Source organism: Arthrobacter gandavensis, from assembly GCF_015355785.1.
In the GTDB taxonomy this organism is placed as follows: domain Bacteria; phylum Actinomycetota; class Actinomycetes; order Actinomycetales; family Micrococcaceae; genus Arthrobacter_B; species Arthrobacter_B gandavensis_A.
The window spans coordinates 415,326-438,177 of sequence record NZ_JADKYW010000005.1 but is presented as its reverse complement, the minus strand read 5'-3'; the positions used below and the strand labels follow the sequence as shown (position 1 = coordinate 438,177).

Below are 22,852 nucleotides of genomic sequence, written 5' to 3'. Positions count from 1 at the left end.
ATGGCTATCGGTTCAAAGGAACTTGCAACTGATCAGCTGGACGGGTTCGACAACGAGCGTCTCGTTGAAGAACTTCGCAAGGCTAAGGAGGAGCTGTTCAACCTCCGCTTCCAGTCCGCCACCGGGCAGCTGGAGAACAACGGACGGCTCCGTGCCGTAAAGCGCGACATCGCCCGCATCTACACGGTGCTCCGCGAGCGTGAACTGGGAATTCGTCCCGAGGCAGCTGCTCCCGTTGAGGAAGCAGCCCCCGAGAAGAAGAAGTCCAAGAAGAAGGCTGCGGAGTCCGAAGCTGCGGTTGCCGAGGATGATGCCAAATGAGCGAAAACAAGAATGAGGCAGCAGTGACAACTGACGCAAACGGAGCCGATGCCCGCGGGTACCGGAAGACCGCTCGCGGCTACGTGGTCTCCGACAAGATGGACAAGACCATCGTCGTCGAGGTCGAAGACCGCGTGAAGCACGCACTGTACGGCAAGGTTCTTCGCCGCACCGAGAAGCGCAAGGCCCATGACGAGCAGAACGCTGCCGGCATTGGTGACCTGGTGCTGATCGCCGAGACCCGCCCGCTTTCCGCTACCAAGCGGTGGCGCCTGGTGGAGATCATCGAAAAGGCCAAGTAGCCAAACGCCGCAAGGCAACAGCTGCAAAGCACAAAACAGGCCGGAGCGTGTGCCGGGGGAGAGGCTTTAGGGCAGATCCTTCGGCACACAGGCGCCGTCCACAGCGTCAGGGCCCCGGCGGCGAAATCATGCGATTTCGTTTCCGGGGCCTTTTCGCGGTAAACTTGAAATCTTGTCTGTGTGGTGCGGAAGCATGTCCTCTTTCGGATGCCCTTCCTCACCGCCGAATAAGGCAAAAGCCCGATAATCTTGTTCAGCATGGTGCTGCGGCTTGCGCTGCAGAGCGGCCCGTAGGGGCCGGTGCTGAGTACCAGTATTACGGGGTCCACCCATATCCGTTCCGCAAGGCTCAGGAAGACTGAGAACCAGCGCGACGACAGGAGTAATAAGTGATTCAGCAGGAGTCGCGACTGAAGGTCGCCGACAACACGGGTGCCAAGGAAATCTTGACCATCCGCGTTCTCGGTGGATCCGGCCGTCGCTACGCAGGCATTGGCGACACCATTGTTGCCACCGTCAAGGACGCAATTCCCGGCGGCAACGTCAAGAAGGGCGATGTGGTCAAGGCCGTCATCGTCCGTACCAAGAAGGAACGCCGCCGCCAGGACGGTTCCTACATCAAGTTCGATGAGAACGCTGCAGTGATCTTGAAGAACGACGGTGACCCCCGCGGTACCCGTATCTTCGGCCCGGTCGGCCGCGAACTTCGCGACAAGAAGTTCATGAAGATCATTTCGCTGGCTCCGGAGGTGCTGTAGATCATGGCAAAGATCAAGAAGGGTGACCTGGTTCAGGTCATCACCGGTGCCAAGGCTGAGCGCGGCGGAGACCGCGGCAAGCAGGGCAAGGTTCTGAAGGTTTTCCCCGAGACCAACCGCGTGCTCGTTGAGGGCATCAACCGCGTCACCAAGCACACCAAGGTTGGCCAGTCCTCCCGTGGTTCCAAGACCGGAGGCATCGAGGTTGTTGAGGCCCCGATCCACGTTTCGAACGTGGCCGTCGTGGATCCCGAGACGAAGAAGCCCACCCGTGTTGGCTACCGCACCGAAACCGTCGAAAAGGACGGCCGGACCCGCACTGTGCGAATCCGCGTCGCCAAGGGCTCTGGGAAGGACCTCTAATGACTGAGACTGTCACCAAGATCGTTCCCCGTCTGAAGACCCGCTACGCAGCGGAAATCAAGCAGACTCTGCAGGACGAATTCAACTACGCAAACGTCAACCAGGTTCCGCGCCTCGTCAAGGTCGTCGTGAACATGGGTGTTGGAGATGCCGCCAAGGACTCCAAGCTCATTGATGGTGCTGTACGCGACCTGACGGCCATCACCGGCCAGAAGCCGCAGATCACCAAGGCACGCAAGTCGATCGCACAGTTCAAGCTGCGCGAAGGCATGCCGATCGGTGCGCACGCTACGCTGCGCGGCGACCGCATGTGGGAGTTCGTAGACCGCCTGGTCACCCTGGCGCTCCCGCGTATCCGCGACTTCCGCGGCCTCAGCGGCAAGCAGTTCGACGGCAACGGCAACTACACGTTCGGTCTCACCGAGCAGTCGATGTTCCACGAAATCGATCAGGACAAGATCGACCGCGTTCGCGGTATGGACATCACCGTGGTTACCACCGCAAAGACCGATGACGAGGGACGCGCGCTTCTGAAGGCGCTCGGCTTCCCGTTCAAATCCGAAGACTAATTACTACGTAAAAGGTCTGTTGCTTAACGCAGGGCACGCTCCGCGCCGAGCAGCAGAAACCGTTACGAGGGAGGGCTAGAGCCCACATGACAATGACAGATCCTGTCGCAGACATGCTTACGCGTCTGCGCAACGCAAACTCGGCATACCACGACACAGTGTCCATGCCGTACAGCAAGCTCAAGGCACGCGTTGCCGACATCCTGAAGGCCGAGGGTTACATCGCCGGTTGGAAGGAAGAAGAGGCACAGGTTGGCAAGACGCTGACCCTGGACCTCAAGTTCGGTCCGAACCGCGAGCGTTCAATCGCCGGCGTACGCCGCATCTCCAAGCCGGGCCTGCGTGTATACGCAAAGTCCACCAACCTGCCGCGAGTTCTCGGTGGGCTGGGTATCGCCATCCTGTCGACGTCGTCAGGCCTGCTGACCGACCGCCAGGCCGCCAAGAAGGGTGTGGGTGGGGAAGTCCTCGCCTACGTCTGGTAGCAGGGAAGGGAAAGAATAATGTCACGTATTGGACGTCTGCCCATCTCTGTCCCCGCCGGTGTCGAGATTGCCATTGATGGCAACACCGTCACGGTCAAGGGTTCCAAGGGCGAGCTGAGCCACGTTGTGCCCAGCCCGATCTCGGTTTCCATGGACGAGAACACCATCACCGTCGCCCGCCCCAATGACGAGCGCGAATCCCGTTCCCTCCACGGCCTGACCCGCACCCTGATCTCCAACATGATCACCGGTGTGACCGAAGGCTACAAGAAGGACCTGGAAATCGTAGGCACCGGTTACCGCGTGCAGGCCAAGGGCTCGGACCTCGAGTTCGCCCTGGGCTACAGCCACCCGGTTTCCGTGAAGGCTCCGGAGGGTATCACGCTCACCGTTACGGGCCCCACGAAGCTCACCGTTTCCGGCATTGACAAGCAGCAGGTCGGCGAGGTTTCCGCCAACATCCGCAAGCTGCGCAAGCCTGACCCCTACAAGGGCAAGGGCATTCGTTACGCCGGCGAGATTGTCCGCCGCAAGGTCGGAAAGGCTGGTAAGTAATCATGGCCATCAGCATCAATAAGAAGCGCAATTCCAAGAGCAAGTCCGCTTCCCGGAGCCGCCGCCAGCTGCGGATCCGCAAGCGCATTGCCGGCACCGCGGCTCGTCCGCGCCTGGTCGTCAACCGCTCTGCCCGCCACGTATTCGTCCAGGTTGTCGATGACAGCCGCGGCGTAACCGTTGCATCCGCGTCCACCATGGAAGCAGACCTGCGTTCCATGGAGGGCGACAAGACCGCCAAGTCCAAGCGCGTCGGCGAGCTCGTTGCCGAACGTGCCAAGGCTGCCGGCGTCGAAGCCGTGGTGTTTGACCGCGGCGGCAACCGCTACCACGGCCGCATCGCGGCTGTCGCAGACGGCGCACGCGAAGGTGGGCTGGCACTGTGACCGAGGCAAACAAGGAAAAGGAAAATCAGGTGACTGAAGCTACATCTGCTGAGGCAACTGAGACCAAGGAAACCGCTGCCGCAGGCAACGACGACCGCCGCGGCGGCCGCCGGGGCGAGCAGCGCTCCGACCGTGGAGGCCGTGACCGCGGCGGACGCGGCGGACGCGACGGCGGACGCAATGATGACAAGGACAAGTTCATTGAACGCGTCGTGACCATCAACCGCGTCGCCAAGGTGGTCAAGGGTGGTCGTCGCTTCAGCTTCACCGCCCTGGTTGTTGTCGGTGACGGCAACGGCATGGTCGGCGTTGGCTACGGCAAGGCAAAGGAAGTTCCCTCGGCTATCGCCAAGGCAGTCGAGGAAGCGAAGAAGTCCTTCTTCCGCGTTCCCCGCATTGCCGGCACCGTCCCGCACCTGGTGCAGGGCGAGGCAGCCGCAGGCGTCGTCCTGCTCCGTCCGGCTTCCCCGGGTACCGGTGTTATCGCCGGTGGTCCGGTTCGTGCCATCCTCGAGTGCGCCGGTATCCACGACGTGCTTTCCAAGTCGCTGGGTTCCTCCAACGCGATCAACATCGTGCACGCCACGGTTGACGCGCTGAAGCGCCTCGAAGAGCCCCAGGCCGTGGCTGCCCGCCGTGGCCTGCCGCTGGACGAAGTTGCTCCCGCTGCGATGATCCGCAACATGCAGAAGGCTGGTGCATGATGACTACTCCGAAGCGCGTTGCCGTCAGCTCGGCACAGCTGGAAATCACCCAGATTAAGTCCACCATCGGTGGTAAGCAGAATCAGCGCGACACGCTGCGTTCACTCGGCCTGAAGCACATCGGCGACACCGTCGTCCGCAGTGCAGATGCCGTGACCGTTGGCATGATCAACACGGTTCCGCACCTCGTGAAGGTTGAGGAGGCGAAGTAAAATGGCCGAAGATAACAAGGCTCTGAAGGTCCACCACCTGCGTCCTGCTCCGGGTGCCAAGACGGCTAAGACCCGTGTTGGCCGCGGTGAAGGTTCCAAGGGCAAGACCGCTGGCCGCGGTACCAAGGGTACTGCCGCCCGCTACCAGGTCAAGGCCGGCTTCGCGGGCGGGCAGCTGCCGCTGCACATGCGCCTGCCGAAGCTGCGCGGCTTCAAGAACCCGTTCAAGGTCGAGTTCCAGGTTGTGAACCTGGACAAGATCTCCGAACTGTTCCCCGAAGGAGGCGAGGTCACCGTTGAGGCCCTCGTTGCCAAGGGTGCCGTGCGCAAGAACCAGCCCGTCAAGGTGCTCGGCACCGGTGACATCACCGTCAAGGTCAATGTCACGGCGGATGCGTTCTCTGCAAGCGCCGCTGAAAAGATCGCTGCAGCAGGCGGATCGACCACGGCGCTCTAAGCACCGTGTTCTTCCGCGCACTCACCGAGCTGCCGGTCCCGGGATTCCCGGGTGCCGGCAGCCGGTTGTGCGCCAAGCAGCATGACACTAAGCTCCCGGCAGGCCTTCAAAGGGCCGGCCGGGGGCTTGGTGCCTTTAACGCTCCCGCCGCTGTTATGTTCAATAACGCAACAGCGGCCCTGAGCGGATAGACTCAGGTTTTGTTCGGGTCCCGCCGGGACTCACTTCCACACTTTTCTTCAGGAGGACGCTTGCTTAGCGCTATTGGCCGGGCTTTCCGGACGCCAGACCTGCGACGCAAGCTGTTGTTTACGCTGGGAATCATCACTATCTTCCGCATGGGTGCTTTTATCCCGGCCCCGGGTGTTGACTACGGCAATGTGCAGCAGTGCTTGGCTCTTGGTGCCACCTCGGGTGGCCTTTACGAGTTCGTAAACCTCTTCAGCGGCGGCGCCCTGCTGCAGGTCTCAGTCTTTGCCCTCGGCATCATGCCGTACATCACCGCCAGCATCATCGTGCAGCTGCTGCGCGTCGTGATCCCGCACTTCCAGGCACTGTATGAGGAAGGCCAGCAGGGACAGTCAACACTTACGCAGTACACCCGCTACCTGACTATCGCCCTGGGCCTGCTGAACGCAACCACCGTGGTCTCCCTGGCCCGTTCCGGCGCGCTGTTCAACAACCAGTGCTCGGTGCCGATCATCCCGGATGACAACATCATCACCATCCTGCTGCTGATCATCACCCTGACTGCCGGCACCGGCCTGATCATGTGGATGGGCGAGCTGGTGACGGAGAAGGGCGTCGGCAACGGCATGTCCCTGCTCATCTTCACCTCGATCGTCGCGAGCTTCCCCAGCGCCCTCGGCGCCATCCTGACCGCCCAGGGCTGGACCATCTTCCTCGGCGTGATCGCCATCGGCATCGTCACCGTCGCGCTCGTGATCTTCGTGGAGCAGTCCCAGCGCCGCGTCCCCGTGCAGTACGCCAAGCGCATGGTGGGTCGGCGCACGGTCGGCGGCACGAACACCTACATCCCGATCAAGGTCAACATGGCCGGCGTGATTCCCGTGATCTTTGCGTCCTCCATGCTTTACCTGCCGTCGCTGCTGGCCCAGTTCAACACTCCCTCGGACGGATCTGCTCCGCCGGAATGGGTTGTCTGGATCAACAACTACCTGACGTCGGGTGACCACCCGCTGTACATGGCCGTGTATTTCCTGATGATCGTGTTCTTCACCTACTTCTACGTGTCGATCACCTTCAACCCCGAGGAAGTCTCGGAAAACATGAAGAAGTACGGCGGGTTCATCCCCGGCATCCGTGCCGGCCGCCCCACCGCCGAATACCTGCAGTACGTGCTTTCCCGCATCACCCTGCCCGGCGCCATGTATTTGGGCATTGTTGCCCTCATTCCGCTGATTGCCCTGGTGCTGGTCGGGGCAAACCAGAACTTCCCGTTCGGCGGAACCTCGATCCTCATCATGGTTGGTGTGGGACTCGAGACGGTCAAACAAATTGACGCGCAGCTCCAGCAGCGTCACTACGAAGGGTTATTGCGATGACACGTCTGCTCATTATTGGGCCCCCAGGTGCCGGCAAGGGAACACAGGCAACGCGTATTTCCGAACGGCTCGGTGTCAGCGCCATCTCCACCGGAGACATCTTCCGGCACAACGTGAAGAACCTGACCCCGCTTGGCATCGAAGCCAAGAAGTACATCGACGCCGGTAACTTCGTTCCGGACGAGGTCACCAACAACATGGTGCGTTCCCGCCTGCAGGAAGAAGATGTCCAGGACGGGTTTCTCCTGGACGGGTACCCGCGCACCGTGGCGCAGGTTGAGGAACTCGATGACATCCTCGCTGCCGGCGGCGACAGCCTGGATGCTGTGCTCCTGCTGACCGCCGATGACGAGGAACTGGTTTCCCGCCTTCTGCGCCGTGCTGAAATCGAAGGCCGCGCTGACGACAACGAGGAAGTCATTCGTCACCGGCTGGAGCTGTACAAGCAGCAGACCGCCGACGTCGTAGCCCGCTACGAGGACCGGGGAATCGTGACCCGCGTGAACGGCCTCGGAGACATCGATGAAGTCACCGAGCGCGTCATGCAGGCACTCAAGCAGACCAGCTAAACAGATAGAAGGCGAGACGTTGGCCCAGCCGCGGATCCAGTACAAGACAAACGCGCAGATGCGCACCATGCGCGAGGCAGGCCTCGTGCTCATCAAGGCACTGGACGCGGCGGTAGCCGCTGCGCGTCCCGGCATCACCACGGCGGAGATCGACAGGGTCTTCGCCGGGGTGCTGGCCGAGGCGGGCGCGACGTCGAACTTCCTGGGGTACTACGATTTCCCGGCCACCATCTGCACCTCGGTCAACGAGGAAGTAGTGCACGGCATCCCGGGCACCAGGGTGCTGGCCGACGGGGATATCATCTCGATCGACGGCGGTGCCGTCGTGGACGGCTGGCACTCCGACTCTGCGCGGACCGTCATCGTCGGCACTGCTGATCCGGAAGACCAGCGGCTGTCCGACGTCACCGAGAACGCCATGTGGCACGGTATCGCAGCTGCTGCCAAGGGCAGGTTCATCGGTGACATCGGTGCCGCGATCGACGATTACGTCAGTTCCGTTCCTGGAAAGCCGCTGGGCATCCTCGAGGATTACGTAGGCCACGGTATCGGCTCGGAAATGCATCAGGCCCCGGATGTGCTCAACTACCGGACCAGCCACCGCGGTCCCAAGCTGAAGCCGGGTATGTGCCTGGCCATCGAACCGATGCTGGTGCGCGGAGGCATTGAGACCGTGACGCTGGAAGATGACTGGACCGTAGTGACTACCGACGGCGCCAGGTCCTGCCAGTGGGAACACACCGTGGCGATCCACGACAAAGGAATTTGGGTGCTCACGGCTCCCGACGGCGGTGCCTCGCGGCTCGCGCCGCTAGGCGTCACACCGGTGCCTGTTCCCTGACGCCGGCTCTGCCGGCACCCCCACCGGGTGCCTGACCGAAAGGCCCGTCCTGCCCACCGGCAGGACGGGCCTTTCGGCTCTCCGGGCCTTTCCCAGGCACAGCCGGTTACCCAGCACGTCTTATCCTGGCACGGCCGAGTATTCGGGCACCGCCGGTGCGAAACGCCGCTGCGCCGGGCCCCGGTACCACTGGAGGCAGAAAATGATCATAACGGCGAGCTCCACGGCACCCCCGGCGTAGTACATTGCCATGGCTCCGGCCTCTGCTTCATCCGCTGGAATGCCCGCGGGAGGCTGGGCATAGAGGGACTTTGCCAGGACGTTGTGCGCGGCGGCGGTAAGGAGCAGGACCCCGGCCCGCAACGGCAGGCCCGCCCGGTGCGGGTTGGGGTCGCGTCCAATCAGTGCTGCCGTCCACAGGTACCCTGCCGCCACCAGGTGGAATGTGATGATCCAGTGCACGGGCGCGTGGGTACGCATGGCGTCAAAGAGGGGAGTGCGGAACATCAGGTACATGCCGCCGATGTTGAGCACCGCTGCGGCAAGGGGCCCGGAGAGTATTCGGGCCGGGGTGCTGCGCAGGATCCTCACGGTGCGCAGGGCTGGAATCCGGTCCATGGACCGCAGCGCGAGGGTAACGGGACGGGCAAGCACCAGGAGCACCGGAACCACCATCCCTGCCACAACGTGGGAAAGGGACAGGACGGTGAAGCTGCGGTGCGCGAGGCCGGGCAGCGGACCCAGGATGGTCAGCACGGCAAGAGCCACACCCAGGATAAACACCGCGGTGCGGCGCTTCGGCCAGCCGCGTGCCCTTCGCGAGCAGGCGCCGGCCACATAGGCAGCGGTCGCTGCGACTGCAGGGATCAGGAAGAACGCCTCGGCCGGGAACGTCCCCCCTGAATGGTCCATCAGCGCCGTGGATCGGACGGACGGGTGCGGAACAGCAGGAATATGCCCGCGCCGATCATCAGCACCGCGGCACTGTTCCACGCCAGGTCGTAGGGGAGAACTTCAACGTCGTAACGGATCTGGTGCAGGGTCAGCAGCTTGTGCTGGACGGTGCCGTCGTAGAGCTGGAAGGCTCCGGTGCCGAGCAGGACCGCTCCGGTCCACCGAACGGGGATGAATACATCGTGCCGGCGCAGGTCCGCGAAGAGGAACAGGCCGGCGACGACGGCGAACCACCCAAAGGCGTGGAACAGGCCGTCCGAGAACAGACCCGCCGACGCGGTGGACTTGTCGTAGAAGTGGTGCCATTGCAGCAGCTGGTGGAAGACCACTTCGTCGACGAATGCGGCAATGCCGATACCAACCAGGACTCCGGAGAGCACGTTCCTGCGGGCGGGCCTCAGCACTTCGGCACGTGGGGAGCTCATGAACCCGACCCTAGCAAATGTGCGCTGGACGGACCCGGCGTCACAAAGTGAACGCTCCCTTAACCCCTGTTGAAAGCACTTCCAACGGACGCTGAAGCCTTCGCTGCCCGGCCGGATACGGAGGCTGCGACCGGTTCAGGAAATCTACGCTGGAGGCGTCACCCAGCTCCCGACGAAGGTCTCACCTGTTATGTCTTCAACTATCTTGTCCCCGCCGGGGCATGGCCCCTCCCCGAGGCCGGGCTCCCCTTCCGCGGCGGCGGACTCCCCGCGTGCACGGGCCAGGCCCAGACCAGCAGGACGGCGCAGGGGCAGGCCCTCCAACTGGCTGCTGTTCGCGCTGCTGGCGGGCCCCAACATCGCCCTGCTGCTGGTCTTTACGTACAAGCCGCTGCTCCAGTCGCTGTACTACTCCACGCTCCAGTGGAACATCGGCTCGGCGATCGCGCGCCCGGTCGGCCTCCGCAACTACACCGACTGGTTTACTGCGCCCGGCACGCCGCAGATCGTCACGGTGACCGTGGTTTTCACCCTGGCAACCGTTGGCGGCGGGATGATCATCGGGCTCGCCCTGGCACTGCTCCTGAACAGCAAACTGAAACTGAAGGGGGCGGCACGCACCATCGTCGTCGCGCCCTACGTGCTCTCCGGCGTCGCCGTCGGGCTGCTGTGGCTGTTCGTCTTCGATCCGAATTTCGGCATCACCTCGGCGGTGCTGCAGGGCCTCGGAATGTCCTCGCCGGACTGGTACAACGACCCGGGGTACGCCCTGGCAATGGTCATCATCGTCTACCTCTGGAAAAACGTGGGGTATGTGGCCCTCATTTATCTGGCGGGCCTGCAGGCAATTCCCAGGGACCTGCTGGAAGCCGCGTCCCTGGACGGGGCAGGACGGATCCGCACGCTGCTGGGGATCACCCTGCCGCTGCTGGGGCCCACCACCTTCTTCCTCTCGGTGACGACGCTGCTTAGCTCGCTGCAGTCCTTCGACATCATCCAGGCGATGACCAAAGGCGGGCCGCTCGAAGGAACCACCACCATGATGTACCAGATCTACCAGCAGGGTTTCGTGGCGGGAACCGCCGGATACTCCTCGGCGATTGCCACCATCCTGTTCCTGGTGCTCCTGGCCGTAACGCTCCTGCAGCTCAAATTCGTTGAACGGAAGGTGCACTACTCGTGAGCACCGCAGTGCCCTCTCTCCAGCAGTCCGCGAAGCCGGGGTCCCGTGGCCGCCCACCGCGAAACCACGCCCCGGGGGGATACCTGTGGATGTTCGCGGCCGTGGCGGTGATGATCCTGCCGCTGGTCTGGATGCTGCTGGCCAGCTTCAAGGAACCGGAAGAAATCTACACGGTACCGATCCAGTGGCTTCCCGCAGGCTGGGACCTGTCCAACTATGCCCAGGCCCTGGAACGTGTTCCGTTCGGCTCTTTCTTCGCGAACTCGCTGCTCGTCACGCTCATCGGCGCCGGCCTGAAGATATTCCTCGGCCTGACCACCGCCTACGCCCTCGTGTTTGTGGACGTGCCCTTCAAGAAGGTGTTTTTCGCCGTCGTTGTCTTTGCCCTGCTCGTTCCGCAGCAGATCGTGATTATTCCCAACTACACCCTGGTGGCCGAGCTGGGCTGGCTCAACACCTACCAGGGGATCATCCTGCCCGGACTTGCCAGTGCCTTTGGCACGTTCCTGTTCCGCCAGCACTTCCTCTCGCTGCCGGCGTCGGTGATGGAGGCTGCGGTGCTCGACGGCGCCGGGCACCTCCGGCGGCTGTTCCAGTTCGTGGTCCCGATGTCAGCGCCCACCATCGCCGCCGTAGCGCTGGTCTCCGTCGTCAACGAGTGGAACGAGTACCTGTGGCCGCTGCTGGTGGTGGACCGGGCCGAAATGATGACCCTCCCCGTCGGCCTGACCCTCCTGCAGAACAACGACGGCGTCACCAACTGGGGAGTGCTCATGGCCGGAACCGTGCTGGTCACCGTCCCCGTCCTAGCCCTGTTTTTCGTCCTCCAGCGGCGGATCGTCTCCGGCCTGACCGCCGGAGCGGTGACCGGCTGACCAAACCGGCACCACCGCTTCCCCAACCAACATGCTCGAAGAACCCAACCCGAAGGAAATCATGAAGAACCGTTCTGCCTCCCGCCTTGCCTCCGGCACTTCGGCTGTCCCCGCGGGCCTCAGCCGCCGGAACCTCTTGACCCTCGCCGGCATCCTCGGCGGTTCCGCCGCCCTGGCTGCCTGCGGCGGTCCGTCCACCGCCGGTACCGGGGGAGCAGTGGAAAAGGCAGGGACTGACTGGGCCTCCGTCACGCCGGCCGGCAGGATTACCTGGTGGTCCAACCACCCTGGAGCTTCGAAGCCCATTGAAGAGGAACTGATCCGCCGGTTCACCGCTGAGACCGGCATCGAGGTGGACCTGGTAACTGCGGGTGCGAACTACGACGAGGTTGCGCAGCGGTTCCAGGCCTCGGCCGGAACCAACAACGTCCCGGACCTCGTCGGCGCCAGCGACGTCTGGTGGTTCCGGTACATGATCAACGGGCAGATCCTTCCCGTGGACGATGTGGCTGCCCACCTGGGAATCGACACGGCCGACTACAACACCGGCCTGTACAACGACTACGAGTTCGACGGCAGCCACTGGGCCTTCCCATATGCCCGTTCCACACCGCTCTTCTACTACAACCGCACCCTGTTCAAGGCCGCCGGGCTGCCCGACCGGGCGCCGAAAACCTGGGACGAGTACACCTCCTGGGCCCCGGCCCTCGCGGCGGCCAACGGCGGCGCGGTGCCCATGGCGCTGGGCTCGGACACCTCCTGGTCCGCCTGGTGGTTCTGCAACATCATGTGGGGACTCGGCGGACAGTACTCAAAAGAATGGACGCTGACACTGGATGATCCCAAGACGCTCGAAGCCGGGGAGTTCCTCCGCCGAATGATCCACCGGGACCAGACAGTTGCGGTTTCGGCCGCCGACTACGTCGCGGACTTCACCGCGGCCGTGAGCTCCTGCACCATCGCTTCCACGGGCTCACTCAGCGGGATCATGGAGGCGGCGAAGTTCGACGTCGGCACGGGGTTCCTGCCGGAAGGTCCGGCCGGTCCCGGCTGCCCCACCGGAGGCACCGGCATAGCGATCGCGGCCGAGAAGTCTCCGGAGCAGCAGCTTGCGGCGGCCATGTTCCTTCAGTTCATCGGCGAACCCGAGCAAACCGCGTACTTTTCCGCGAACACCGGCTACATGCCGGTTCGGACCTCGGCCGCGGACAGTGACGAAATGCAGGCCGTCTACGCCAAGGCACCCCAGTTCCGCACCGCCGTCGACCAGCTCGCCGCCACCCGGGTGCAGGACTGGGCACGTTCCTTCGTTCCCTCGGGGGACCAGCACTTGACCACGGCCCTGGAGAAGATCATGCTTCAGGACACACCCGCAGCGGAGGCCTTAGCGGCGGCAGCTGACGCCATCGCCAAGTCATTCGAACAGAACGTTGAGCCCTACCTGTGAACCTGCTGAACATAGCGCACCGCGGAAACTCATCCCGCGCACCCGAAAACACCCTCGCCGCCTTCGCATCAGCGGCCGCCGCCGGGGCCGGGATGATCGAAACCGACCTGCAGCTCAGCGCGGACGGGACAATCGTGCTCATCCACGATGAAACACTGGACCGCACCGGCGGGCGGAACGGACGGGTAGCGGAACTGTCCGGCGCCGCGCTGCGCGAGGCAGACGCCGGCAGCTGGTTCTCCTCCGAATACGCGGGGGAGGGCATACCGGACCTGGAAGACCTGGCCCGCTTTGCCTCTGCCAACCCGCAGCTGCGCTGGCTGCTGGAGTTCAAGGGGGAGTGGACCCCGGAACAGGCCGGCGTCGCCGCGCGCACTTTGAGGGAAACCGGGATCGCCGGCCGCTGCGTGCTTCAGGGTTTCTCCCGGCACACCGTGCGGAGCCTGTACGAGGCCGCGCCGGACATAGACCGTGGCCTGCTTATCGTGGCTGCGCCGGCACCTGCACGGCAGGAACCCCTGCTGGAGTTTCTTGCGGAGACCGCAAGCTCGTACTGCAACCCCCACGGCGGGGTATTGCGGGCATCCCCGAACCTGGTCCCGATGCTGCATGCCGCGGGCGTTCAAGTTCTCGTGTGGACCCTGAATGAAGCAGGGCAGTGGACGGAGGCCGCCGGGGCAGGCGTGGACGGGATCATCACCGACCGCCCCGGGGAGCTTGCTGCGTGGTCCGGGACGGACGCCTAAACCACGACACCGCCTGCCGCGGCCGGAACCGGCCTGAAGGATTTAACATAATCGGAGCTGTGCCGTAGAGTTATCTGTTGGTTGTCTCTACATTCGTGCCCTTTTCCATCCGCCTCCACGCGGGCTGGGACGGGGTTCGGCGAGAGAGGCCATCAAACACCAAAAACCGCTGCCCAAGCCAAATTGGGGCGGCACAGACGTTAGCGGAGGATATGGCCAAGAAAGACGGCGTCATAGAGATTGAGGGCTCGGTCAACGAAGCCCTGCCCAACGCGATGTTCCGCGTTGAGCTGGCCAATGGCCACATTGTGCTCGCACACATCTCGGGAAAGATGCGTCAACACTACATTCGCATCCTCCCCGGAGACCGCGTTGTGGTGGAACTTAGCCCGTACGACCTCACCCGGGGCCGTATCGTCTACCGCTACAAGTAACAACCAAGGCTCCGGTTCACTCCTCCGGGAGGGAACTGGAGTTCAACCCTGCAACCACGCAAAGGAAAACCATGAAGGTCCAGCCGAGCGTCAAGCAGATCTGCGATAAGTGCAAGGTGATTCGCCGTAACGGCCGAGTCATGGTGATCTGCGAGAACCCGCGCCACAAGCAGCGCCAGGGCTAACCAGCGGCTCCTGCTCCGGCCCGGTGCCGGAGCGCGCTCAGCCCACGCGTAGTAATTGAATATGAGCAGTACAGCGTCTGATACGCGTGACGCACACCCCCGGTACGGAGGCCGGGGACCTGGCAACAGGGACGTACTGCTTCAGACCTCCGGTAACACCAAAGGAGAACCGCCAATATGGCACGTCTCGCCGGCGTAGACATTCCCCGCGAAAAGCGGGTTGTCATTGCGCTTACCTACATCTACGGCGTGGGCAAGACCCGTGCAGAGCAGACCCTGGCAGAGACCGGCATCAGCCCGGATACTCGCGTCAAGGACCTCACCGACGCTGAACTCGTTCAGCTGCGTGACTACATCGAGGGCAACTTCAAGGTTGAGGGTGACCTCCGCCGCGAGGTAGCAGCCGACATCCGCCGCAAGGTCGAGATTGGCAGCTACCAGGGCATCCGCCACCGCCGCGGCATGCCTGTCCATGGCCAGCGCACCAAGACCAACGCTCGTACCCGCAAGGGCCCGAAGCGCACGGTTGCCGGTAAGAAGAAGGCCGGCCGCTAAATAACGCGGTCCAGGCCATGACCTGCACAGCCAGGTCACCTAAACCAAACTCTTTGTAGGAGAAGTAATGCCCCCCAAGACTCGTGGAGCGGTACGCAAGCCGCGTCGCAAGGATAAGAAGAATATCGCGCTGGGCCAGGCGCATATCAAGAGCACTTTCAACAACACCATCGTGTCCATTACGGACCCGACCGGTGCTGTCATCTCATGGGCTTCCGCCGGTGAGGTTGGCTTCAAGGGCTCCCGTAAGTCCACCCCGTTCGCTGCGCAGATGGCTGCTGAAGCCGCTGCCAAGCGCGCACAGGAGCACGGCGTCCGCAAGGTCGACGTCTTCGTGAAGGGTCCGGGATCCGGGCGCGAGACCGCAATCCGTTCGCTCCAGGCCACCGGCCTGGAAGTTGGCACCATCCAGGATGTCACCCCGAGCGCACACAACGGCTGCCGTCCCCCGAAGCGCCGCCGCGTCTAATTCGCATTCGTTGCCGGTGCCTGCGCCGCGTATCGGTTTCCTGCAGGGCAGGGAACCGGACGCGGCACAGGCCCGGGTGCGAGGCTGCTAGCCGTCCAAGACGCGCGCGGGGTGTCCCCGTCGTCGTCGTTTCCACCATTTGTGTTGCGTCATATAGCGGACGCTCGCTGAAAGGAAATGCAAGTGCTCATTGCACAGCGCCCCACCCTCACTGAAGAAGTAGTAGCCGACAACCGCTCCCGGTTCATCATCGAGCCGCTGGAGCCGGGCTTCGGCTACACGCTTGGCAACTCGCTTCGCCGTACGCTCCTTTCCTCCATCCCCGGTGCTGCCGTAACCAGCATCCGGATCGACGGAGTTCTGCATGAGTTCACCACCGTTCCGGGCGTTAAGGAGGATGTCACTGAGATCATCCTGAACGTCAAGAACCTCTCGGTGTCCTCCGAGCACGACGAGCCCGTCGTGGCCTACCTGCGCAAGCAGGGGCCCGGCGTCGTCACTGCCGCGGACATTGCTCCGCCGGCCGGCGTCGAGTTCCACAACCCGGATTTGCACATCGCCACCCTGAACTCGAAGGGCAAGTTCGAACTCGAACTGACCATCGAGCGTGGACGCGGCTATGTTTCCGCAAGCCAGAACAAGTCCGGCGACCAGGAGATTGGCCGTATTCCGGTTGACTCCATCTACTCGCCGGTCCTGAAGGTGACCTTCCGCGTGGAGGCCACCCGTGTCGAGCAGCGCACCGACTTCGACCGCCTGATCGTCGACGTCGAAACCAAGGATGCAATTGCACCGCGCGACGCCGTCGCCTCTGCAGGCACCACCCTGGTGGAGCTCTTCGGCCTGGCCCGCGAACTGAACACTGCAGCAGAAGGCATCGAAATCGGTCCGAGCCCCACGGACGCCGCACTGGCAGCCGACATGGCCCTGCCGATCGAGGACCTCGAGCTGACCGTGCGCTCCTACAACTGCCTCAAGCGCGAAGGCATCCACACCGTGGGTGAACTCGTAGCCCGCTCCGAGGCTGACCTGATGGACATCCGCAACTTCGGTGCGAAGTCCATCGACGAGGTGAAGGCGAAGCTGGTTGAACTGGGTCTGTCCCTGAAGGATTCCCCTCCCGGGTTTGATCTGGCCGCCCGCGCCGCAGCCATCGAAGAGGACGAGTCCGAATTCTCGGACGACGAGCTCTAAACACGCAAAATCTTGCCGTTAGTGCCAAGGAGCACTGCGCGGCACCGTTTGAGGAGAAAATGTAATGCCTACACCCACCAAGGGTAAGCGCCTCGGAGGCAGCCCGGCTCACCAGCGCCTGATGCTGGCGAACCTGGCAGCCCAGCTGTTCGAGCACAAGCAGATCACCACCACGGTGACCAAGGCCAAGCGCCTGCGCCCGTATGCCGAGCGCCTGATCACCTTCGCAAAGCGCGGAGACCTGTCTTCCCGCCGCCGCGTCCTGGCCCTGATCTCCGACAAGGGCCTCGTCCACGAGCTCTTCACCGAGATCGCGCCGGCCGTAGCACAGCGCGACGGCGGCTACACCCGCATCACCAAGATCGGCAACCGCAAGGGCGACAACGCTCCCATGGCCGTCATCGAACTGGTGCTGGAGCCGCTTTCCGCCAAGCAGTCCGTCGTGGCTGAGGCTTCCACCGCTGCTGCCGCCGCTGCTCCGGCTCCGGTTGCAGAGTCCGCCGATTCGGCTGACTCCAGCGATTCCGCCGATTCTGCTGAGTCTGCCGACTCGGCGGAATCCGCAGAGTCTGCAGACTCCGCTGACGAAGCTGCCGAGGAAACCGAAGAGAAGAAGTAATTCTCGGATTTCCGCGCTGTGCCCTTAATATTGGGGCATGACGATCGAGAGGCCCGCTGTCCCTAACCCGGACGGCGGGCCTCTTCGTATTCGGCTTGACCTTTCCTACGACGGCGCTCCGTTTGCAGGCTGGGCCACGCAGCCGGGGCTGGTGACCGTCCAGGGAACACTGGAGGTTTCACTGGCGGTGCTCTTCCGCCGTCCGGTGCGCGTTACTGTCGCAGGACGGACCGATGCCGGGGTACACGCACGCGGGCAGGTGGTGCACTTCGACGCCGCCGCTGATGAATGGACCGGCCTGGCCCGGAGTACTGACCTTCCTCCGGACGAAGCGTTCAGGCGCAGGCTGCGCGGAGTCCTGAACCGTGAGCTGACGGTACCGCTCAAGGAAGCCGGCCTGTCACGAAGGGCCGTGGAAGCCATGGCCGGCGCCATCGAGGTTCACCGGGCTTCGCTTGCCCCTGAGGGCTTCGACGCCCGGTTCTCGGCGCTGTGGCGCCGCTACAGCTACCGCATCGCCGACAACCAGCAGGGCTGGGATCCGCTGCAGCGCGGCACCACCCTGTGGCACAAGGCGGAACTGAATGAAGCAGCGATGAATGAGGCTGCTTCGGGCGTGCTTGGCGTGCAGGATTTCCTCTCCTTCTGCAAACCCCGCGAGCGTGCAACGACAGTGCGTGAACTGCAGGAGTTCACGTTTACCAGGCGAGAGGACGGCATCCTCGAAGCACGGCTGAAGGCCGATGCCTTCTGCCACAACATGGTCCGCTCCCTGATTGGCGGTTCGCTGCTGGTGGGAACGGGGGAAAGGGCCCCGGGCTGGCTGGCCGAACGGATGTTCGCCAGGGTCCGGGACTCAAAGTCCAAGCTCGCCCCGCCCCATCCGCTGGTGCTTGAAGAAGTGAAGTATCCCGGGGAGGCCGAGCTCCGCGCCCGGGCGGAAGCAACGCGGGCCCGGAGGGAATAGAATAGTCCCGGACAGTGGCATGCCTGCCGGTACTTTGACCTGACCCGGCAAGCAGGCTATTGTTTATAGTCGTTGTGCGTGTCCTACCTCGATAGGCCTATGCCCACGGGAGCGGCTCAGTTGCAGAGCCACCTGGCCCCGGGGAGATAGCCGAGATCTCAGGACCACTGGTTAATTCAGTCCTCACCTGACCATCCGGTAACGCATAGAGAAGCTGCACTGCGTATGGCATCCATGCGCAGCGCGCCACCTAAGAAGAAGAAACGAAGGCAAAAACCGTGCGTACGTACACCCCGAAGCCCGGCGACATCAACCGCCAGTGGCACGTCATTGACGCCACCGACGTTGTCCTAGGCCGTCTTGCCAGCCAGACCGCAACACTGCTGCGCGGAAAGCACAAGCCGACCTTTGCTCCCCACATGGACATGGGCGATTTCGTCATCATCATCAACGCTGAGAAGGTTGCCCTGACCGGCGCCAAGCTCGAACAGAAGCGTGCCTACCGCCACTCGGGTTTCCCGGGCGGCCTGTCCTCCGTCAACTACGCCGAACTGCTGGAGAAGAACCCGGTGCGCGCAGTTGAGAAGGCCATCCGCGGCATGCTGCCCAAGAATTCCCTTGCTGCACAGCAGATGGGCAAGCTGAAGGTGTACAAGGGTGCCGAGCACCCGCACGCCGCCCAGCAGCCCAAGACCTTCGAAATCACCCAGGTCGCCCAGTAGTTCTGGCCCGCCAACTAAGAAATAAATTCAAGGAGAATCGTGGCTCAGAACACTGAAGAGCTGAATGAAAACACCGAGGAGCTCACCAGCTACACCTCGGAATCCCCTGACGCTGCCGAATCGGCCGTTAAGGAGCGCCCGGCCCTGACCGTTGCAGGTTCCGCAGTTGGCCGCCGCAAGGAAGCAATCGCCCGCGTGCGCGTTGTTCCCGGTACCGGCAAGTGGATCGTTAACGGCCGCGAACTGGCTGACTACTTCCCGAACAAGCTGCACCAGCAGGAAGTCAACGAGCCGTTCAAGCTCCTCGACCTCGACGGCGCCTACGACGTCATCGCCCGCATCCATGGTGGCGGCGCGTCCGGCCAGGCCGGCGCACTGCGTCTCGGCGTGGCCCGCTCGCTGAACGAGATCGACCGCGAGAACAACCGCCCGGCACTGAAGAAGGCCGGCTTCCTGACTCGTGATGCCCGCGTCATCGAGCGCAAGAAGGCTGGTCTCAAGAAGGCCCGCAAGGCGCCTCAGTACTCCAAGCGCTAATTCAGCGCTACCCAAAGGGCAGGCGCCGGAGCGCCTGCCCTTTGGGGCCCTCGCGCCGAATTGGCGCTTGGCTCCACAAGCGCTAAAACGCGCCGTCCCGATCGGCAGGTGCTGGAGCGCCTGTCCTTTTGGGGCCCTCGCGCCGAATTGGCACTTGGCTCCACAAGCGCTTGTTTGGGCGGGTGGAATCAGAGGGTTTATGCGGAAGGCCCCCGGCAGTTGCCGGGGGCCTTCCGCATGCCCGGCCCTATGTAGGCCCGTTAAGAAGCAGAACCCGGGGCCTCCAGGTGTTGGAAACCAGAGTTGGAGCCGGCACAGCGGGGGCGGCCCGGAGCGGGTGCCAAGCGGGTAAGTGTGCCGCATCGGACACCGAAGGGCTGAAGTCCCAAGCCAGCGCGGGATTCCCGGACCTGTGGAAAGAAAAATACGCCCATTCGACCCGACGGGAGGGGCCGGGGGTTTCGCCGCGGACGATAATGTGGTGGCAGAATGGGCGCGGGGGTCGTGCCTGCCCCCGGCCGGGCAGCCCCCCACGTTCCCGGTTCTTCCTGGCGGCCGCATGCTTTAAGGATATTTTTATGACACGACTGTTTGGTACCGACGGGGTTCGGGGCCTGGCCAACGGACTCATTACCGCAGAGGTCGCCCTGGGACTGGCGCAAGCGGCAGCGGTGGTGCTCGGTCACCGGCAGGTGCCCGGCGGTAAGCGTCCGGTTGCAGTGGTGGCGCGGGACCCGCGTATCAGCGGCGACTTCATCTCCGCAGCCGTGGAGGCCGGACTGGCCAGTTCAGGGGTGGACGTCTTCGACGCCGGGATCCTGCCCACTCCGGCTGCAGCGTTCCTGGTAGCGGACCTTGAAGCAGACTTCGGCGTCATGATCTCCGCTTCCCACAACGCCGCACCGGATAACGGCATCAAGTTCCTGGCCCGCGGCGGGCAGAAGCTCGACGACGCACTTGAAGACGCCATCGAGGCCGAGATGCAGGTACCCAGCCTCCGGCCTACCGGAGCCGCAGTGGGACGCATCAAGCGTTTTGCGGACGCTGAGGACCGCTATGTAGTTCACCTGCTGCAGACTCTTCCCAACCGGCTTGACGGCATCAAGGTGGTGCTGGACTGCGCGCATGGTGCTGCCAGCGGCTGCTCACCCCAGGTCTTCGCAGACGCCGGGGCGGAGGTAGTTGTCATCGGCGCCGATCCTGACGGCGTCAACATCAATGACGGCTACGGATCAACGCACCTGGGGCAGCTGCAGGCCGCTGTCCTTGAGCATGGGGCGGACCTTGGCATCGCGCACGACGGCGATGCGGACCGCTGCCTCGCCGTGGACGCCGAAGGCAGCATTGTGGACGGTGACCAGATCATGGCGATCATGGCCGTAGCCATGAAAGCGTCGGGAGAACTCAAGGACGACGCCCTCGTCGCCACGGTCATGAGCAACCTTGGCCTCAAGCTGGCGCTGCGCGAGGCCGGCATCAGCATCCGCGAAACCGGGGTTGGGGACCGGTACGTGCTCGAAGCCATGCGCGAAGGCGGTTACAGCCTGGGCGGTGAGCAGTCCGGCCACGTCATCTTCTCGAAGTACGCCACCACCGGTGACGGCGTCCTGACCGGCCTGCAGCTGGCCGCTCAGCTGGCCAAGACGGGCCGCAGCCTCAAGCAGCTTGCGAGCATCATGGACAAGCTCCCACAGGTGCTCATCAACGTCAAGAACGTAGACAAGACGGCAGCGGCCACCAACGAGGCTGTCCGCCAGGCCGTCATCGATGCCCAGGAGAAGCTTGGGGAAACCGGCAGGGTCCTGCTGCGGCCGTCGGGAACCGAACCGCTGGTGCGCGTCATGGTTGAAGCGGCGGACATGGACACCGCGCAGAGCGTCGCGGCGAAACTCGCCGAGGTCGTCGAAGCTAACCTCTCGCTGAAAGCCTCTGAAGGCGCGGGAGTCTAATCCGGCCAGCCCCGGGCGGGACTAGTGCTTGGACCCGCCCGGTGCCTGGGCCGCGAGGACGTCCCGGATCTCGGTCAGCAGCATGACCTGGGGATCCGCACTCTCTTCCGGTGTTATTCCCAACCGGCGGTTCCGGCGTTCAATCATCCTGTTCATCGGCAGCACGATCACGAAGTACACGGCTGCTGCCACGAGCAGGAAGTTGACGACGGCCGTGAGCAGGAGGCCGAACTGGATTTGGTTCCCGTTGAAGTCAATCGAGGCGAAACTGTCGAAGTTCGGCGACCCGACGAGCCCGGAGATGAACGGCATAAGCACCGCGTTGACCAGGGCGTTCACAACAGTCGTGAACGCAGCACCGATGATCACGGCGACTGCCAGATCCAGCACGTTGCCCTTCAGGATGAAGTCTTTGAATCCCTTTAGCATTCCGCCAGCGTAACTGTCCGGGCCCGGGGCTTCGCACGCCGCAGGTGTCAGGTCTTGCGCAGCAGCATGCGCCGTACGGAATGGTCAGCGTCCTTGGTCAGTACCAGCTGGGCGCGGCCGCGGGTGGGAAGCACATTGGTTACCAAGTTGGGTTCGTTGATCCGCTTCCAGATATCCAGGGCAGTCTCGCGGGCTTCGTGGTCGGTGAGGGCCGCATAGCGGTGGAAGTACGATGCCGGATTGGCGAACGCACCGCTGCGCAGTGACTGGAAACGCTGGACGTACCACTCCTCTATGTAGGAGGTACGGGCGTCAACGTAGATCGAGAAGTCGAAGAAGTCGCTCAGGGCCAGGCCGGACCGGCCGTCCGGACGGGTACGGGCCGGGGCCAGCACGTTCAGCCCTTCGACGATGAGGACATCAGGGCGCCGGACCACGATTTCAGAATCGGGAACTATGTCATATGTCAGGTGTGAATACCGCGGCGCCCGCACTTCCTCCGCCCCGGACTTCACTGCGCTGACGAAACGCAGCAGGCGGCGGCGGTCGTAGCTTTCCGGGAATCCTTTGCGCTCCATGAGTCCGCGGCGCTTCAGTTCCTCGTTCGGGTACAGGAATCCGTCGGTCGTGATCAGCTCGACGTTCGGGGTGTCCGGCCAGCGCCGCAGCATCTCCCGCAGCACGCGGGCCGTGGTGGATTTGCCGACGGCGACCGAACCGGCGACGCCGATGACGAAAGGAGTGCGCCTCGTCTGCTCACCCAGGAAGGTCGTCGTGGCGCTGTGAAGTTTTCCGGCCGCTGCCACGTAGAGGTTCAGCAGCCTGGACAGCGGAAGGTAGACCTCCCGAACCTCGTCGAGGTTCAGCTGGTCACCGAGCCCCCGGAGGCGGGTGATGTCCTCCTGGTTCAGCGGGGACTCGATTTCATGGGACAGCCGCGACCAGGTTTGCCGGTCCAGCTCAACGAAGGGCGTGAAGTTGCTCTCATGGCCGTTGCCTGGCGCCGGCTTCGGAGTTGGTTCGGTCACTCTAGGAATTGTGCACTGCCCCGGCGGGCAAACCAAACGGGGTGGGC

General features: G+C 63.4%; 32 protein-coding genes. 28 read left to right on the top strand and 4 right to left on the bottom strand.

The genetic code is table 11. The features are described 5' to 3' along the window. The 14 genes from rpmC to map all read left to right on the top strand — a co-directional run bounded on the left by rpmC (position 1) and on the right by map (position 8,087). On the top strand, positions 1-321 hold the full coding sequence (gene rpmC, locus ITX31_RS07120; RefSeq protein WP_191807525.1) for a 50S ribosomal protein L29: 321 nt from the start codon (positions 1-3) through the stop codon (positions 319-321). Further along, positions 318-623, top strand: coding sequence for a 30S ribosomal protein S17 (rpsQ, locus tag ITX31_RS07115; RefSeq protein WP_055239355.1), 306 nt, complete (start codon positions 318-320; stop codon positions 621-623). Before rpmC ends, rpsQ begins: the two co-directional genes overlap by 4 nt. A 389-nt stretch (positions 624-1,012) precedes the next feature. Beyond that, entirely contained in the window at positions 1,013-1,381 is a 369-nt protein-coding gene (gene rplN / locus ITX31_RS07110; protein WP_055239356.1) for a 50S ribosomal protein L14, read from the top strand. A gap of 3 nt (positions 1,382-1,384) precedes the next feature. Beyond that, on the top strand, positions 1,385-1,744 hold the full coding sequence (gene rplX / locus ITX31_RS07105) for a 50S ribosomal protein L24 (protein WP_191807526.1): 360 nt from the start codon (positions 1,385-1,387) through the stop codon (positions 1,742-1,744). Next, a complete protein-coding gene (gene rplE, locus ITX31_RS07100) occupies positions 1,744-2,313 on the top strand; it encodes a 50S ribosomal protein L5 (protein WP_055239358.1) in 570 nt (189 codons plus the stop codon). The genes rplX and rplE overlap by 1 nt, the downstream gene beginning before the upstream one ends. An 86-nt stretch (positions 2,314-2,399) precedes the next feature. Then, entirely contained in the window at positions 2,400-2,798 is a 399-nt protein-coding gene (rpsH, locus tag ITX31_RS07095) for a 30S ribosomal protein S8 (RefSeq protein ID WP_055239359.1), read from the top strand. 18 nt (positions 2,799-2,816) lie between these two features. Beyond that, positions 2,817-3,353 carry a 50S ribosomal protein L6 gene (gene rplF, locus ITX31_RS07090; RefSeq protein WP_194782757.1) on the top strand — a complete coding sequence of 179 codons (537 nt, stop codon included), beginning with the start codon at positions 2,817-2,819 and terminating at the stop codon, positions 3,351-3,353. Positions 3,354-3,355: 2 nt separating this feature from the next. Beyond that, positions 3,356-3,739: a 50S ribosomal protein L18 gene (rplR, locus tag ITX31_RS07085; protein WP_091602676.1), complete on the top strand. Its 384-nt coding sequence runs from the start codon at positions 3,356-3,358 to the stop codon at positions 3,737-3,739. A 29-nt stretch (positions 3,740-3,768) separates the two neighbouring features. After that, entirely contained in the window at positions 3,769-4,443 is a 675-nt protein-coding gene (gene rpsE / locus ITX31_RS07080; protein ID WP_176697540.1) for a 30S ribosomal protein S5, read from the top strand. Continuing rightward, positions 4,443-4,655: a 50S ribosomal protein L30 gene (gene rpmD / locus ITX31_RS07075; RefSeq protein ID WP_152227310.1), complete on the top strand. Its 213-nt coding sequence runs from the start codon at positions 4,443-4,445 to the stop codon at positions 4,653-4,655. Before rpsE ends, rpmD begins: the two co-directional genes overlap by 1 nt. 1 nt (position 4,656) lies before the next feature. Beyond that, the gene (rplO, locus tag ITX31_RS07070; RefSeq protein WP_194782756.1) at positions 4,657-5,112 is read left to right on the top strand and encodes a 50S ribosomal protein L15; all 456 of its coding nucleotides are present in this window, start codon (positions 4,657-4,659) and stop codon (positions 5,110-5,112) included. Between the two features lie 251 nt (positions 5,113-5,363). After that, entirely contained in the window at positions 5,364-6,677 is a 1,314-nt protein-coding gene (gene secY, locus ITX31_RS07065) for a preprotein translocase subunit SecY (RefSeq protein WP_194782755.1), read from the top strand. After that, positions 6,674-7,246, top strand: a complete 573-nt coding sequence (locus ITX31_RS07060) for an adenylate kinase (protein WP_194782754.1) — start codon at positions 6,674-6,676, stop codon at positions 7,244-7,246. Before secY ends, ITX31_RS07060 begins: the two co-directional genes overlap by 4 nt. A 19-nt stretch (positions 7,247-7,265) precedes the next feature. Continuing rightward, entirely contained in the window at positions 7,266-8,087 is an 822-nt protein-coding gene (gene map / locus ITX31_RS07055) for a type I methionyl aminopeptidase (RefSeq protein ID WP_228529093.1), read from the top strand. A gap of 120 nt (positions 8,088-8,207) precedes the next feature. Here map and ITX31_RS07050 read toward each other — a convergent pair whose 3' ends face one another. Beyond that, complete coding sequence (locus tag ITX31_RS07050; protein WP_194782752.1) at positions 8,208-8,999, bottom strand: cytochrome c oxidase assembly protein; 792 nt, start codon at positions 8,997-8,999, stop codon at positions 8,208-8,210. Beyond that, positions 8,999-9,466, bottom strand: coding sequence for a DUF2243 domain-containing protein (locus ITX31_RS07045; RefSeq protein WP_194782751.1), 468 nt, complete (start codon positions 9,464-9,466; stop codon positions 8,999-9,001). The genes ITX31_RS07050 and ITX31_RS07045 overlap by 1 nt, the downstream gene beginning before the upstream one ends. 190 nt (positions 9,467-9,656) lie before the next feature. Here ITX31_RS07045 and ITX31_RS07040 point away from each other — a divergent pair, with 190 nt between their 5' ends. From ITX31_RS07040 to glmM, 14 genes are all read left to right on the top strand, one after another. Then, on the top strand, positions 9,657-10,649 hold the full coding sequence (locus ITX31_RS07040; RefSeq protein ID WP_194782750.1) for a carbohydrate ABC transporter permease: 993 nt from the start codon (positions 9,657-9,659) through the stop codon (positions 10,647-10,649). Further along, complete coding sequence (locus tag ITX31_RS07035) at positions 10,646-11,524, top strand: carbohydrate ABC transporter permease (protein WP_416354795.1); 879 nt, start codon at positions 10,646-10,648, stop codon at positions 11,522-11,524. The genes ITX31_RS07040 and ITX31_RS07035 overlap by 4 nt, the downstream gene beginning before the upstream one ends. A 61-nt stretch (positions 11,525-11,585) precedes the next feature. Then, a complete protein-coding gene (locus ITX31_RS07030; protein ID WP_194782748.1) occupies positions 11,586-12,971 on the top strand; it encodes an ABC transporter substrate-binding protein in 1,386 nt (461 codons plus the stop codon). Then, on the top strand, positions 12,968-13,717 hold the full coding sequence (locus ITX31_RS07025) for a glycerophosphodiester phosphodiesterase (protein WP_194782747.1): 750 nt from the start codon (positions 12,968-12,970) through the stop codon (positions 13,715-13,717). The genes ITX31_RS07030 and ITX31_RS07025 overlap by 4 nt, the downstream gene beginning before the upstream one ends. Positions 13,718-13,929: 212 nt before the next feature. Further along, a complete protein-coding gene (gene infA / locus ITX31_RS07020; protein ID WP_055239372.1) occupies positions 13,930-14,151 on the top strand; it encodes a translation initiation factor IF-1 in 222 nt (73 codons plus the stop codon). A gap of 71 nt (positions 14,152-14,222) precedes the next feature. Then, a complete protein-coding gene (gene rpmJ, locus ITX31_RS07015) occupies positions 14,223-14,336 on the top strand; it encodes a 50S ribosomal protein L36 (protein WP_012397712.1) in 114 nt (37 codons plus the stop codon). A 177-nt stretch (positions 14,337-14,513) separates the two neighbouring features. Continuing rightward, a complete protein-coding gene (gene rpsM / locus ITX31_RS07010; RefSeq protein WP_055239373.1) occupies positions 14,514-14,891 on the top strand; it encodes a 30S ribosomal protein S13 in 378 nt (125 codons plus the stop codon). A 67-nt stretch (positions 14,892-14,958) separates the two neighbouring features. Continuing rightward, a complete protein-coding gene (gene rpsK, locus ITX31_RS07005) occupies positions 14,959-15,360 on the top strand; it encodes a 30S ribosomal protein S11 (RefSeq protein WP_055239374.1) in 402 nt (133 codons plus the stop codon). Between the two features lie 183 nt (positions 15,361-15,543). Then, positions 15,544-16,554, top strand: coding sequence for a DNA-directed RNA polymerase subunit alpha (locus tag ITX31_RS07000; RefSeq protein ID WP_055239375.1), 1,011 nt, complete (start codon positions 15,544-15,546; stop codon positions 16,552-16,554). 64 nt (positions 16,555-16,618) lie between these two features. Further along, positions 16,619-17,173: a 50S ribosomal protein L17 gene (gene rplQ / locus ITX31_RS06995; RefSeq protein WP_194782746.1), complete on the top strand. Its 555-nt coding sequence runs from the start codon at positions 16,619-16,621 to the stop codon at positions 17,171-17,173. A 37-nt stretch (positions 17,174-17,210) separates the two neighbouring features. Next, positions 17,211-18,140, top strand: coding sequence for a tRNA pseudouridine synthase A (locus ITX31_RS06990; protein WP_194782745.1), 930 nt, complete (start codon positions 17,211-17,213; stop codon positions 18,138-18,140). Between the two features lie 278 nt (positions 18,141-18,418). Continuing rightward, the gene (rplM, locus tag ITX31_RS06985; protein WP_055239378.1) at positions 18,419-18,862 is read left to right on the top strand and encodes a 50S ribosomal protein L13; all 444 of its coding nucleotides are present in this window, start codon (positions 18,419-18,421) and stop codon (positions 18,860-18,862) included. 39 nt (positions 18,863-18,901) lie between these two features. Then, positions 18,902-19,399, top strand: a complete 498-nt coding sequence (rpsI, locus tag ITX31_RS06980; protein ID WP_194782744.1) for a 30S ribosomal protein S9 — start codon at positions 18,902-18,904, stop codon at positions 19,397-19,399. Positions 19,400-19,977: 578 nt separating this feature from the next. After that, entirely contained in the window at positions 19,978-21,348 is a 1,371-nt protein-coding gene (glmM, locus tag ITX31_RS06975) for a phosphoglucosamine mutase (protein WP_194782743.1), read from the top strand. 21 nt (positions 21,349-21,369) lie between these two features. On the opposite strand, the gene mscL is transcribed toward glmM, so the two are convergent. Next, positions 21,370-21,777: a large conductance mechanosensitive channel protein MscL gene (mscL, locus tag ITX31_RS06970; RefSeq protein ID WP_194782742.1), complete on the bottom strand. Its 408-nt coding sequence runs from the start codon at positions 21,775-21,777 to the stop codon at positions 21,370-21,372. A gap of 47 nt (positions 21,778-21,824) precedes the next feature. Then, positions 21,825-22,805, bottom strand: coding sequence for a type I pantothenate kinase (coaA, locus tag ITX31_RS06965; protein WP_194782741.1), 981 nt, complete (start codon positions 22,803-22,805; stop codon positions 21,825-21,827). Positions 22,806-22,852: the final 47 nt, after the last annotated feature.